We start from the raw sequence: 14,547 nt of genomic DNA on the forward strand, positions 1-14,547 counted from the left end.
TCTTTTTTATTCAAACACAAACTGATTATGATACAGTTCCGCATAAAATCCCTTTTCATCCAGCAATTGCTCGTGACTACCCTCTTCAATCACCTTACCATCCTTCAACACCACAATCTTATTGGCATTCAAAATAGTCTTCAATCGATGCGCAATCACAAAACTCGTTCTTCCCTGAATCACATTATCCATCGCCTTTTGAATCTTCGCCTCCGTCACCGTATCCACATTTGACGTCGCCTCATCCAAAATCAACAACGTTGGATTCGTCAAAATCGTTCTCGCAATACTAATCAACTGCTTCTGTCCCGTTGAAAACACCGAATTTTCATCCGAAACCTTTGTCTCATATCCCTTTTCCAGACTCATAATGAAATCGTGAATATCCGCCTGTTTCGCAGCCGCATACACCTCTTCATCCGTTGCCTCCGGTTTTCCGAAACTAATATTATCTCGAATCGTTCCCGAAAAAATCACACTATCCTGCAACACAATTCCCACATGATCTCGCAAACTTTTCAGATCAATATCACGCACATCCACAACATCAAACGTGACCGAGCCTTCATTCACATCGTAAAAACGATTCAACAAATTCATAATCGTCGTTTTTCCAGAGCCAGTTGGGCCCACCAACGCAACCATATGTCCTTTTTCAACATTCATTGACACATCATGCAAAATCTCTTTACCCTCATTGTAACCAAAGTGTACGTTTTTCGATGCCACTCCGTGTTCCAATCCAGACAGCCGCTTACCATCTTTCGGATTAATCTCATCTGGTTCGTCAAAGGTCTCGTTAAGTCGTTTAGCACCCGTAATAGCCACCTGAAACATACTATAGAGTGAAGAAATTTGTGAAATTGGTTGATAAAATTGTTGTGAATACTGCACGAAAACAACAACCAATCCTAAAGCCGTCGTGCGCGCCATATCGCCATTTAGCGCTAACCAACCTCCAAAGAAGATCACAATTGCCGTATTCACTAGCGACAAGCCATTCATTACTGGAAACAACATCCCCGAATAAACTTGGCCTTTAAACGTGGCCTTACGAACTTTTTCGTTATGTGGTAGGAATCCCTTAATGGCTTCATCTTGCAAACCATTTGTAATCACAATTTTTTGACCACTAATTTGTTCGTTAATATAACCGTTTAATTTTCCAACTTCATCCTGCTGAATATCAACATACTTACGCGTTTTAGAAATCAGAATGACCGCAATAATAATGGCAATCGGCGTTGATGCAATGGTCACCCACGCCAAAGAAATATTTTCGTGAAACATCATAATGATAATTCCAATCATCATCGCGATATTCATCATAATTTCGCCTAATGCTTGATTCAGCGCGTTTGAAATATTATCCAAATCACTTGTGAATCGACTCAAAATATCGCCATCCTGATGCGAATCAAAAAACTTAATCGTCATACGTTGCAGTTTGCCGAACAATCCCCGACGCATCCGGTTCGTAGAGTTTCCTGAAATATAAGTCACCACAATGTTGGAAATAAACATCCCCACCACTGTCAAAACATAGAAAAGAAGTAACATCCAAATTGCCTGCATAAACGAGCCTTTATCACTCACCCCACGTGTCAGGCCAATGACATACTTTGCCAATTCTGTGATTGCTTTCCCCATATAAACAGGCGCCTTCACCTGAAAATAAGTTGAAGCAATGATCGCTAAAATTGTCACAGTAAACCCGATCTTATAGCGTTTCATATAGTGATAGAAGAATTTAATTGCTTTCCCGATTTCACTCATTTAGATGGCCTCCTTTCCCTTTTGCGTTGCATAAATTTCTTGGTAAATCCGATTATTTTTAACTAGTTGTGCATGCGTGCCTTCACCAACCAATTTGCCATCATCCATAACAAAAATTCGATCTGCATGCAGCACTGACGCAATTTTTTCCGCAATAATAAAAGTGGTGGTTCCTTTTAATTCGTGATCTAAAGCTTCTTGAACCAATTTTTCAGATTGGGCGTCTAGCGCAGAAGTCGAATCATCCATAATCAAAACTTTGGGTTGCCCAATGACGCCCCGTGTAATGGATAAACGCTGTTTTTGACCACCTGAAAAGTTGGCTGACCGTTCTTCCACTGAAGCGTCGTAACGTTCTGGTAACCGATCAATAAACTCGGCAGCCTGTGCAATCCGACTGGCCCGATCCATATCCTTTTCGGACGCATCACTTTTACCTTGCTTTAAGTTATCCCCAATCGTTCCTGAAAATAAAATGGCTCGTTGCAAAACAAAAGCGACTGATTTGCGTAGTGAACGTTCATTTACCTGCTTCAAATCAACGCCACCAACTTTAACCACTCCGGTTTGCGGGTCAAACAAACGCGGGATCATCTGCGCTAAAGTAGACTTTCCGGATCCAGTAGCGCCCACAATTCCGACCATTTCGCCTGCTTTTACCTTAAAATTAATATCCTTTAAAGTTGGCGTTTCATCACCCGCATAGGCAAATGACACGTTTTCAAACTCAACAGAACCATCCAACTCCTGCTCTGTTGAGTTTGAATACGTAATCTCTGGCGCCGTATCCAGCACTTCACGAATTCGTTGTAGTGAAACCATTGCTCGGGCGCTAAAGGTCATCATCATGCCGCCAATAATAATGGCAAACATAACCTGCATTAAATAGTTCACAAACGAAGCAATTGCGGCCACACTACCGGGATCACTCTTAGCCAAATCGCCCACAAAATAAATTGCGGCTACAACTGCTAAGTTTCCAACTAAGGTAAATGCCGGAATCAAAACTGAAAACAAGGTTCCAACAAAAATATTTTGCTCATTTAACTTGTCTGAAACCTCATTAAAACGATCTTTTTCATTTTTTTCTTGATTAAACGATTTTACTACCCGCACTCCAATCAGGTTTTCCTTTGCCAATTCATTGACACGGTCAATTAAGCCCTGCATCAGACCAAAATGGCGATCCATCTGACCAAACGTGGCCGCTGAAATACCAAACACGAGAATGACCAACACCAGAATAATCCACCACAATTGATGGATTGTGTTGATCGCCAAAATAAACGCCCCCACAAACAGAATCGGCACCCGTAGCAGGGTTTGCAGCGCCGTCATAATTAAATTCTGGATTTGATTGACGTCATTTGTTAAGCGCACTACTAAATTGCCGGCCTGAAACTTTTCAATATTTCCAAATGAAAAAGTTTCAATTTTTCGGAAAACAGTTTCCCGAATATCCGCACTCATTGACTGCGCGACTTTAGCGGAGAGAATGGTGTTAAAAATACCCGCAACTAAGCCAATCACGGCAATCACAATTAAATAAATCCCCAACGTTTCGATTTTATGATTCTGATTTTTTAAAATGGCATTAATCACATTTTGTAATAACTTAGGCTGCCAAAGGGTTGATCCTGCCATTACAACGACAGTCACCATGGCCAACAAAATATCTCCCCAGTATTTTCGTGCGTGATCTTTTAAAATTTTCAAATACTTTCCTCCGTTCTGACATCCATGCTATTATGATAACTATACTAATTTATCCAACACTGTTGGATAAGTCAACTAAAAAAACACCAATTTTGAAAAAGCTTGTTGTCCCTCTGGAAAAACAAGATATTATTTCAAATTAGTGTTTAAATAGTTTTAAAAAACAGAACTAAGGAAGTTTAAATCATGCCGAAATCAAAAATCTCACGTCCCCAAATTATTCAAGTTTCACTAAAAACTTTAGCGAATTGCCAATCACTAGACCAGTTTTCCATGCGCAAGGTCGCCACAACCTTACAGATTGATGCTTCCACAATCTATTGGTATTTCGAAAGTAAACAAGCAATTTTACAAGCTATGGCTGATGAAATTGCCGCTCAAATTTCGTTTCCTGATGCCAACTTAGATTGGAAAACTCAACTTACCCAATTGTTTAACAATTTGTTCGATGTCTACACAACGCATCCCCATACCGCCGAGCTCATGATCGAAACTATCCCGTCATCTGAAGTGCGTTTAGCCTTAATGAATCACATTATTGGAATTTTAGTCGATGCCGGATTTAGTGAAACCCAAGGCAGTGCCGCGATGTCCACAATTGATTTCTTTTTAACTGGTTTAGTGATCGACCTTTCAAAAGAACGCCAATTTCGCACTGAGATCAACGACAAACAGGCTGCCTACTTGCATGAACAGGTAACGCAAATTCATCAAATTACCCATGATGAACACTTAGTGCACATGCAAAACTCTGTTAAAAGTCGAAATTCTGAGTCGGCAAAACAACAATTTGAAGCTGGCTTGAAGTTAATTTTGAAAGGCTTGGTTGCAGATAAAGAAGGCTAATCTTGAACTTCAGCAAACTCGCTAACACCTACAAACTGCTCGGCAACATCTTTCAAATAGTTAATACTATTCAAATACTGAGCGATATCGACATATTCGTCATAACCGTGAGAGGAATTATTCCCCGGACCCACGAGAATAATTGGAAATTGTTTCTTGGCTTGGACAAACTCGGACCCGTCGTTAGCACCCGAAGAACTTTCAACAGGCAGGATCTGGTCGAAGTACTGTTCACTAATTTTTTGAGCGAGTTTAGTTAAGAGATTTTCACCATTAATAATAGGGACTTCTGGATAAATGAATTCAATCTTTAACTTCATTTTAGGATCACTCGTGTTCAAATCATCCACAATCTTTTGCAGGTCCGTAAAAATTTGATCATTTGAATATTCCGGAATAGAACGAATATTGCCTTTTAACATGGCATAGTCCGGGACACTATTAACCTGTTTGCCACCATCAATAATATCAATACTGTGGGTCATCTTGCCTAGTTTAGGATTCACTTCATTATGCGGTGCCATCAATTTCTTGGCTGCTAAGTAAAACTGAATCAAATTATCAATCGCGTTAATCCCCATATCGGGACGCGAACTATGAGCAGGCGCACCAATTGAAGTAACTTGATAATCAATCACACCTTTACAACTCGTGATAATGCCGTCCATATGTGGTTCAGTGATAATCAAACCATCTAAATCATCCGCATACCCTGCTTGTGTCAACACATGGGCCCCGTACTCACCAGTTTCTTCACCAACCGTGGCCAACAATTTGAGTTGACCTTCAATTGCAGTTCCACTTTCCAACAATTCCAGCATAATAATTACAGCGGCTGCCAAGCCACTCTTCATATCAGAAGCCCCACGGCCAAATAATTTTCCTGCCTCAGCGTCAACATCCCCAGAAAATGGGCCATGTTGCCACTCTTCCACATTGCCAGGATCCACCACATCCATATGACCGCTAAAGCCAAGGTGTTTGCCTGCTTTGTTCCCCATCGTAACCACTAAATTTGTTCGTCCTTCAGCGAAAGGTACCTTTTTAATTTGAACTTGATCGCTATAGGGTTCAAATAATGAGCTGATATAGTCAGCAACCTTTTCTTCGTGATCATTTACGGATTCAATTTGAATCAAGTTTTGTAAGATAGTAATTTTTTCGTTATCAGTCATAAGCAATTTCTCCCTTTATTTTACGGATGCGTATTGATATAACGCTTTTCCAGCTTGGTTTGAATAGGTAAGTCCTTTGACATTCTTGCTAACTAAATGCGTAGCTGTCGATTGATAAAGTGGCACAATCCCTTGTTTAGCCATCAAGTACTTATCAGCTTCTTGCATCAATGCCCAACGTTCACTCGTTGTATGATTATTAGTGTCATCAATTTCACTCATTAACTTGGTGTAATGTTTGTCAGCCCATTTAGTGAAGTTCACTGGATCTTGACCATTACCAAGTTGGAGGAATTCTTCAGGATCTTGATAATCGCCCGTCCAACCATCTAGGTTAATATCATAATCGCCATTTGACGCAACACCAATATGTTGGGAATGAGGCATTGGCTTAATTTCAATGGTTAGCCCCTTCAAGTATTTAGACGCTTGGCCTTGAATGTATTGCCCCACTTGTTTATCAGTTGAGGTGTTATCAACTAACATTGTTAAAGTCATTTTCTTTTTGCCCAACTGCTTTTGAGCGAGTTTCCAATCTTTTTGCGCTTCTGCAACGTTGAAGGAGAGTAAGTTACCCACTTCACTTGCGAAATCTTTACCATTCTTAGCATCCGTAGAATCCCCTTTTGGCACCATATTAAGTGCTGGAACGGAACCATCTGCCAAAACTTTAGAAGTCATCGTTTTTCGATTTAGGATTAAGCTAATTGCTTTGGATAAGTTCTCATTACTGGTTGCCTTACGTTTGTAATTGAATTCGAGAAACGCCATTCGCGAAATTAACTGTGTGCTCAGATTTTTAGTATTGGCAAACTGACTCACGGTTTGTCCCGAAATCGCTGTTTCTTGAACTTTGTTACCTTTAAACAAGTTAACGGCCGTGGTGTCATCCTTAACAACCTGGACGTTCACTTTACTTAATTTAACTTGTTTGGCGTTCCAGTAATAAGGATTCTTGACATATGACCAAGTATCCCTAGTGGCATTCCAACCAACCAATTTATAGGCGCCACTGGAAACGACTTTAGTTGATGATGTCCCATAATTAGAACCATATTTTTTAACATACGAACTATAAACTGGATACAACGATGTTGCTAAAACAGTCTTTAGATATGGCTCTGGTTTTGAGAGCTGAATTTGAAGTGTATGTTTATTCAATGCTTTGACTCCTAAAGCAGAAGGTTTCAGTTTGCCATCTTGAACGGCTTGATAATTTTTGACATATGTCAGTAAGTTAGCCACTTGAGATTTAGTGTCAGGATCTACTTGGCGCTGAAATGAAGTTGCAAAGTCTTGCGCTGTAATCGCCTTACCGTTTGACCATTTCGCGTTCTTCTTAATTTTAAAGGTGTAAGTTTTTCCACCATTCGTTGGTGTGACAACCTTCGTCGCAATGCCCGCGACAACTTTTTGATTCTTATCGAGTTTGTATAAACCTTCGTCCGTTTGTGCAAACAAACTACCACTATTTGTGTCACCGCCTTTATTCGGATCGGCCGTCGCTGGATTACCAGCTAGTGTGACATTAATCGTTTCCGTATCACTGTCTGCCTTACTTGATGAACAGCCCGCAAATAAAATCCCTGAAAATAAAATTGCCCCTAATGCTAAAAATTTATTTTTCATATCGTTACCCCTTAATGGTATTTATATTCATGTTTTCTTTTATTTAAAGAATAAATATTCAATAACTGTATATTAGCATCTTCTCATAAAAAGTCAACGCATTTTTAATTATTTATACAAAAAAATCCATAAATAACGATTTTTACTCATCATTTATGGATATACGCAGTTATTTATTCAATTTTAAATTTACTTGATAGTTATAAAGGAAACTTTCTTCAAAAGCTATTTTTGTTTTTACTGTTTTCCCATAGTTCACAATAAGAGCGTGGAAATTTTGCCATTTTTCAAGATCAAAAGTAACTTGAGCTTCTATTAACGCTTGGGCTTGTTGATATTGACTAGGCAATTTACATCCCAGCCACCCAAACAACCGCCGTGAATAGGCATCAACCATAAAATTGGGCTTATCCAAAACGTACATTAAAATGTAATCAGCAGTTTCATTACCAATTCCTTTCAGACTTAGTAATTCATGGCGCAAATCTGCTTGATGATAAGTTTTTATTTTGGCAAGATCGAATTGATAGTTTTCGAGCCAGTGGCAGATATTAAAAATAGTTTGCGTTTTGCGTGTATAGAATCCGCTGGTACGAATTAAATCTGTGAGTTCTTCTAAACTTAAATGTTCAATCTTTTCTGGATCAAAATTAGTTGCTGTTTTGAGTTTCAATAGACTTGGTGCCACATTTTTCCAATTGGTATTTTGTACGAGAATTGACCCATAAATAACTTCCCAAGGCGACTCGGCCCAATCAGTGCCATCTTGCAGCCAAACTTGTGGACCCATGTTGGTTTCCATAATATTGTATAACTCATTTAAAGTAATTTTTGTTGCTTTCATCGGCGATTTTGCCACCAATTATAAAGATATCCGCCCACCACAATGATGATCAGCACAATGATTTTTGCTGTCGTTCGTGGAAACGGAATGTGGTTAAGTCCGAGTACTAAATTAGAAAATAATATCATATGATCGCTCCATTCTTCACTGTTTATATTCTTATAAAGTCCTGAAGAAAGCAAATAAAAGTGCTGAATAGTGTGATTAAATTTCGTATAGTAGCTTTTTAAAGCATAGACTATATTCATTTATGAAATCGTTTTAATTTGCTTTAACTTGCCACTAATGAAGTCCAAATCAATTTGAGTTAGAATGGACTTAACAAATTTATATATAAAGGGAGTTTTTACATTGATGGAAAAAGCTTGTACCACAGTTTTAGTCGGCAAAAATGCTTCCATTGACGGTTCAACCATGGTTGCCCGTAATGACGACACATTTTTACCAATTGCACCCCACCGTTTCTATATGCATCCCGCAGAAAGTGATGTAAACGAAACAATCACTTCGTCACAAAACGGCTTTACTGCTAAATTACCAAATAACGGCTACCGCCATAGTGCGGTTCCAAATATCAACCCTGCTAAAGACGGAATTTACGACGAAAGTGGCTTTAACGAAAAAAATGTCGCTATGAGTGCTACTGAAAGTGTCTACGGCAATCCTAAGAGTCTCGCTTATGATCCTTTGATTCCCGGCGGATTAGCTGAAGACAGCATGCCAACAATGGTTTTACCATATATTGACTCTGCTAAAGATGGTGTTTCTTATTTAGGTAAATTAATTGCCAAATACGGTTCACCTGAAGGCAACGGTGTTATTTTTAGTGATAAGAATGACGTGTGGTACATGGAAATCGTTACCGGCCATCACTGGGTTGCTCAACGCATTCCCGATGATGCTTATGCAGTTGCTGCAAACCAGGTTGCCATCCAACAGATTGACTTCAATGATCCTGACAACTTTATGTGGTCAGAAGGTATCCAAGAATTTGTCGAGACTAATCATTTGAACCCTGATAAAACTGGTTGGAATTTCCGTCACATTTTTGGCACTTCTACTGAAAAAGACCGTCACTACAACACACCCCGTGTTTGGTTTGGTCAACATTACTTGAATCCAGAGATCGAACAGGATCCACAATCAAGTGAGTTACCTTTCATTTGCCATACAGAACACAAAATTTCTGTTGAAGATGTCGGTTACGTTTTGAGCTCTCATTACAACGAGACTCCTTACGATCCATTTGGTCATGCTGACGATAAAGATCGTTTGAAGTTCCGTCCAATTTCAATGAACCGGACTCAAAACTCACACGTTTTGCAAATTCGTAACAACGTGCCTGATGAGCTTTCCGCTATTTTCTGGTTAAACTTCGGTGTGCCTGCATTCAGTCCATACGTGCCATTCTACAACAATGCTACTGACACAGACCCAAGTTACAGCAACACTTCCGAAACAATGAATTTGGATGATGCTTACTGGATGTACCGAGCCCTCTCATCCGTTGTGGAAGGTCACTACAGCAAATTTATTCAAGAAGATATCGATTATTTAACCGCCTCACAAGAACAATTACGGGCACGGGTTGCTGAAATCGACAAGAAGGCTGCTGATTATTCAGACGATAACTTAACTGAATACTTAACAGACGCCAACCACGAAACTGTGGCAGCTATGAAGAAACGAACAATGACCTTGTTCTATCACTTGTTAACTGAAGGTTTAACCCTTTCAAAATTAACATTTAATATGGATAAAAACCTTTAAAAATAGCCTAATAACAATGAAACAGCTTGGAACTCCAATGTTCCGAACTTTTTTGTTCGTATGTGAAAATGCACTATACTGCATTTTCATAACAAAACGGACTCAAAATGCATTACGTTGCATTTTAGTGACGATTTTCACAAATAAGGCAGTATCCTGCATTTTACCTAAAGAATTCTCTTCAAAAATCCGCAAACAAAAAATCAAGCCGTTCTCTACACGAGATTGACTTGATTTTTAAATATGTGTTTATCTATTTTTCAACGTGCGCCCACTTATAATCATAAGGAGCACCAGTTGGATGGTAGACAATTCCTTTAACTTTGGTGTTTACAAGCTGAGTTTGAACAGCTTGATAAAGTGGAACAACGGCTTCTTGCTGCATCAGGAGTTTTTCTGCCTTAACGAAGTCTTCGTAACGTTTCTGTTCGTTATTTGCATCTTTTCCATTAGTTGCTGCAACGAGTTTGTCATATGTCTTGCTTGAGAAACCACCATAGTTATATGTGTTGCCAGTTGTTTCAAGCTGTGCAAAGGTCAATGGATCTGTGTAATCACCGATCCAACGAACAACGGCCATATCAAATTTACCGCTAAGCTCTGCACTCTGTGCGCCCTTGGCAGGCAAGGAACGCACTGTAACTGTCGCACCTGGCAAGCTTTGCTCAACTGCGCTTTGAACGGCTTCAGCAACTTTCTTTTGTGAATCGTCGTCACTAACCACTAATTCAAAGTTAACTTTAGATTTTCCGGTCTGTTTGAGACCCTTTGCCCAGTACTTCTTGGCTTTGGCAACGTTGTGTTCCACAGCCTCTGAAACGCTGGCATCCTTGGTAAAGTCTGTACCAGTCTTGGGATTCTTCACAAAACTGGTTGGCATAAAGCCGGTTGCTAGTGTTGATCCATCTGCCAAAACTTTTGAAGTCAAAGTCTTTCGGTTGATTACTAACGAAACAGCCTTACGGACATTAACATTGGCAGTTGCTTTGCCTTTCTTGAAACTCATCGCCAAGTAAGCAGTTTGCCCCTGTTCATACTTCACAAACGCTTTATTAGTTTTTTCTTGGCTAGCTTGTTCACCAGAAAGCAATGCATCAGACAGTTTGCCAGCTTGATACAGGTTCAAAGCAGTGTTCGGATCTTTAACCACTTTAACGGGGATTTTGCTTACAGCAACGTTCTTTTTATCCCAGTACTGCGTGTTCTTGACAAGTTTCCAACTCATGTTAGTTCCGTTCCAGCCGACCATCTTAAACGGACCACTGTAAACCATGTACTTGCTGGAAGTACCGTATTTAGTGCCATACTTTTCAACAGCCTTTTGATCCTGTGGGAAGAATGTCCCAAATGCCATTAAGTACTTAAAGTATGGTGTAGCTTGGGTTAACGTAACTTGGACAGTTCGTTTGCCAATCGCCTTAATGCCCAGTTTGCTTGGCTTCATCTTGCCAGCTGAAATTGCTGACGCATTCTTCACGTTTTCCATGATGTAGGCATATCCAGCCTTCGTATCAGGATCGGCCGTTCGTCGCCAAGAATAAACAAAATCTTTTGCAGTTAAAGCATCCCCGTTACTCCATTTCAAACCTTTTCGGAGTGTGAATGTGTATGTTTTCCCATTGTTTGTGGGTTTGACAACTTTTTCTGCTAATCCTGCAACGACCTTGTTACCTTTCGCAACTCGATACAAACCTTCTTCAGTATTATTAATCATATTGAAAGAAGTTAAATCGATTGCTTTTGAGCCATCAATAGTTGTTAAGTCCGATTGCTCCATAACACTAAAACTCTGATGTTTGGCTTCGGAACTCTTTGCGCTCCCGCAACCTGCCAATAATACTGATAAAAGAAGTGTCGCCGTGCCTAGCTTTTTCCACTTATTTTTCATACTCAAATCCCCTTAAAAAAGTATTTTGAAATGCCTAAAGCAAATTAAAAGAGGATAAAAAAATACCCACCGCATCTTTCCTTCGAAAGCACGATGGGTAACTTTTTTATCCTCTTTTTGGTTCACTAAAAAGTTATTAGCTAAAAGGTTAAAGTCACAGCACCGTGCACTTTAATAATTAAGCTAATAATGACTAAATTGATCAAGTTAACTAATTTATGTGTACATTGCATGTGACTTCATCTCCCTTTGATTTAATAAACTTATTATAGCGAGATAAAATGAGAAGTCAACATATTTTTTAATTTTATTTTAACTTTATAGCTGGAACTTACACCCACATCGATATTATCTGTTTTTAGCTCAATTGAATAATTTGATCAAACTCACTCAATAACTTCCGATCACTAGTATGTGTGATCTTAACAAAGTAATACTCTTTTTACTCAGCAACCGTCTCACAATGTCTCTAGCATTGCTTTCATCCAAAGCAGAAGTTCCTTTCTATAATCAAAAATTCTTTATTACGAATTAATGCACGAGCCAATGAAATTCTTTGCAATTCGCCACCGGATAATTTTTCATCATTGGGACCCACTACAGTATCTATACCATGCTGTAAATTACCTACGACAGCAGATAAGTTCACTTCATTCAAAGCATCAGGCAACTTATCTTCCAACGTTTCGTCAAATAACAAAACATTTTCAGCAATTGTAGTCCTAAACAAGTGACTATGCTGTGGCACAATCCCTATCAAGTGATGTAACGAATTCAAACTAATATCTTTAATTTCTTGACCATTTAACGTGAACTCTCCACTGTAATCTGAAAGTTCACCTGATAGAATATTAATTAAAGTGGTTTTTCCAACTCCACTAGGACCAACTAATGCAACCTTATCACCTTGCTTGATATTAAAATCAGGGTATTTAATTATTTTATCTTTGTAGCGGTAACTTAAGTTATTTGCACAAAGTTTTACTGACATATTTGGTAATAATATGTTTTTTTCTATTCTTCTATTATCAACCGTATATAGTATCTCTTGATATTTTTTACTAATTGGTTTCCCAGATATATGTGTTGCAATATTATTACTGATTGTGACAAGTCCAGTAAATATTGAAAATATAAAACTCCCAATATTTACTACAATTCCGAAGGGAACTAATCCATTAAAATAAAGAATACTCGCTAAAATAGTTAAAGAAACAGTAGAAATATTTGAAATAATATTACTCCACTCACCAACAAAACTATTTATTTTTGCCTCTTCAATATAGCTATCCTCTAATTCTGTAGCTTTAGGGCTTATTATTGACCATAACTTATTTGTAACCTGACTCCAGCTCAAATCATACAATCCGCCAAGCCAATCATTCAAAGTTGATATCAACTTTTGATTAGATAATGAAATGTCTTCCGTAACTTTAGTTAAGCGTTTATTAAAGAATTCTGGAGCAGTCAACATTAATGCTGCAAAAAACATAGAAGCTAACACTAAAGACCAATGAAATGGAAATAAAGCAAAAATAGAAAAGCCAATTTTAAAAACTGCGTTAACCATCTTTAAAAATCCCCACAAATATTTTTCAGATAGTAATAATAAATCATTGGTCAGTGCATTAATATGCTTATTGACATCTATTTCAGAAAAATTAGTTTTTTTTATCAAACTTTGGATATAGTGATACCGTAAATCATGGTTATAGTTTTGAATCATTTTTTTTGAATAGACACAGAAAAGATAGGTTGTAACATCTGATAATATTGAAAATGCAAAAAACAAAAAATTCATTTGAACAAATTTGGCCAAATTTCTTTGATTAAGCGCATTAAAAGAATACGCAAAAATTACACTACCAATTGCAGAGCTTCCCATACTTACAACACTTAATAATATATTAAATATAAATAGTGCTGGTTTCTTAGAAACAAAGTCTTTAATCATTTTAGTCACCTATCTTTTTGAAAATCGTTTATTTAATTGCTTGTTTTTCGATAAATAGTGTTATACATTCCATATACCATTTCAAGTCCTTCAAAGCCTTCAATGAAACCAGACACTAATTTATGCTTAGAAAAGTTTGTCAGATAAGCTTTCCCAGATCTTATAGTAGAAAAATTAAGAGCAAATTCCAGTTGTTTCTTAATCACTGCTTCAGCTACTTTTACAGATGTGTTTTGCCTAATTATCATTGATTAAGTCAATACATTTTTTTGCTTGTTTAAAATAAAAATCCCAGTTATTTATTAATTTGTTCGAACATACCTGTTGCAATAATAAGTTAAGTAGATTTTGTTTATCCTGCCGATCTAAAAATAAGTATTTTTGTGGAACAACAAAACTCGGTAATTCTGTACGTAAATATTGAAGGTCTACCTTTTTAAACTGGTAAACTTCAATAATCGGAATAATATATCCTGTATTTTTTTCTTTGAAGTAATCAAATATATCACCGTAATTATCGTGTTGAATCGTTTCCCCGATCGTAGCTAACTTATGTGCATTATCTATAATTGGGGCATCGCATTTGATAAACATTTCAATACCACCATTTTTTCCAGTAGTGTAAACAAAGGCTTGAAACGGATCATTAAAAAACTTTTTTCTATATTCAATGACTTTTTTGCCGCTTAAAATTTGCTTGACATATATCTTGTGAATTGATATTAGTAATGTAGGTAATAACGGGTCATAGACATCACATATTTTTTTAGGCATTTGATAAGACCTCGTTCATACAGTCAAAAAATTCTCCATGAATAACCTCATAACAATCAAAATTCTTATCATTTATAATATAACTAGCCATTATAATTTCCTTCTTTATAAAATGTGTTGGCATTAATTATAAAGTGATTAGAATGTATGTCAATGGTTATCATACTGTTTTAAT

11 protein-coding genes are annotated in these 14,547 nt (G+C 37.7%); 2 read left to right on the plus strand and 9 right to left on the minus strand.

The window, feature by feature from the left end; translation table 11 throughout:
* Positions 1–6: 6 nt before the first annotated feature.
* A complete protein-coding gene (locus tag DD627_RS04765; RefSeq protein ID WP_260274294.1) occupies positions 7–1,776 on the minus strand; it encodes an ABC transporter ATP-binding protein in 1,770 nt (589 codons plus the stop codon).
* Positions 1,777–3,492, minus strand: a complete 1,716-nt coding sequence (locus DD627_RS04770) for an ABC transporter ATP-binding protein (protein ID WP_068806702.1) — start codon at positions 3,490–3,492, stop codon at positions 1,777–1,779.
* Between the two features lie 186 nt (positions 3,493–3,678).
* Here DD627_RS04770 and DD627_RS04775 point away from each other — a divergent pair, with 186 nt between their 5' ends.
* Positions 3,679–4,338 carry a TetR/AcrR family transcriptional regulator gene (locus tag DD627_RS04775; protein ID WP_068806705.1) on the plus strand — a complete coding sequence of 220 codons (660 nt, stop codon included), beginning with the start codon at positions 3,679–3,681 and terminating at the stop codon, positions 4,336–4,338.
* Here the strand turns inward: DD627_RS04775 and DD627_RS04780 are convergent.
* The 4 genes from DD627_RS04780 to DD627_RS04795 all read right to left on the minus strand — a co-directional run bounded on the left by DD627_RS04780 (position 4,335) and on the right by DD627_RS04795 (position 8,114).
* Positions 4,335–5,513 (minus strand): ArgE/DapE family deacylase, encoded by a 1,179-nt coding sequence (locus tag DD627_RS04780; RefSeq protein WP_260274293.1) that lies wholly within the window; start codon positions 5,511–5,513, stop codon positions 4,335–4,337. The two genes, DD627_RS04775 and DD627_RS04780, sit on opposite strands and share 4 nt — an antisense overlap.
* 15 nt (positions 5,514–5,528) lie before the next feature.
* On the minus strand, positions 5,529–7,142 hold the full coding sequence (locus DD627_RS04785; protein ID WP_260267304.1) for a peptide ABC transporter substrate-binding protein: 1,614 nt from the start codon (positions 7,140–7,142) through the stop codon (positions 5,529–5,531).
* Positions 7,143–7,311: 169 nt separating this feature from the next.
* A complete protein-coding gene (locus DD627_RS04790; protein WP_222591706.1) occupies positions 7,312–7,986 on the minus strand; it encodes an endonuclease III domain-containing protein in 675 nt (224 codons plus the stop codon).
* Positions 7,983–8,114 (minus strand): hypothetical protein, encoded by a 132-nt coding sequence (locus tag DD627_RS04795; RefSeq protein WP_260267302.1) that lies wholly within the window; start codon positions 8,112–8,114, stop codon positions 7,983–7,985. Before DD627_RS04795 ends, DD627_RS04790 begins: the two co-directional genes overlap by 4 nt.
* Positions 8,115–8,337: 223 nt before the next feature.
* On the opposite strand from DD627_RS04795, the gene DD627_RS04800 reads away from it, so the two are divergent.
* Entirely contained in the window at positions 8,338–9,756 is a 1,419-nt protein-coding gene (locus DD627_RS04800) for a C69 family dipeptidase (protein WP_057784388.1), read from the plus strand.
* 253 nt (positions 9,757–10,009) lie between these two features.
* Here DD627_RS04800 and DD627_RS04805 read toward each other — a convergent pair whose 3' ends face one another.
* From DD627_RS04805 to DD627_RS04815, 3 genes are all read right to left on the minus strand, one after another.
* On the minus strand, positions 10,010–11,644 hold the full coding sequence (locus tag DD627_RS04805) for a peptide ABC transporter substrate-binding protein (RefSeq protein WP_260274291.1): 1,635 nt from the start codon (positions 11,642–11,644) through the stop codon (positions 10,010–10,012).
* Between the two features lie 481 nt (positions 11,645–12,125).
* Positions 12,126–13,598, minus strand: a complete 1,473-nt coding sequence (locus DD627_RS04810) for an ATP-binding cassette domain-containing protein (protein ID WP_260274290.1) — start codon at positions 13,596–13,598, stop codon at positions 12,126–12,128.
* A 237-nt stretch (positions 13,599–13,835) separates the two neighbouring features.
* Positions 13,836–14,372 (minus strand): hypothetical protein, encoded by a 537-nt coding sequence (locus tag DD627_RS04815; protein WP_260274289.1) that lies wholly within the window; start codon positions 14,370–14,372, stop codon positions 13,836–13,838.
* Positions 14,373–14,547 lie beyond the last annotated feature (175 nt).

The sequence above is a fragment of the Pediococcus sp. genome (assembly GCF_003533255.1).
GTDB classification, from domain to species: domain Bacteria; phylum Bacillota; class Bacilli; order Lactobacillales; family Lactobacillaceae; genus Pediococcus; species Pediococcus parvulus.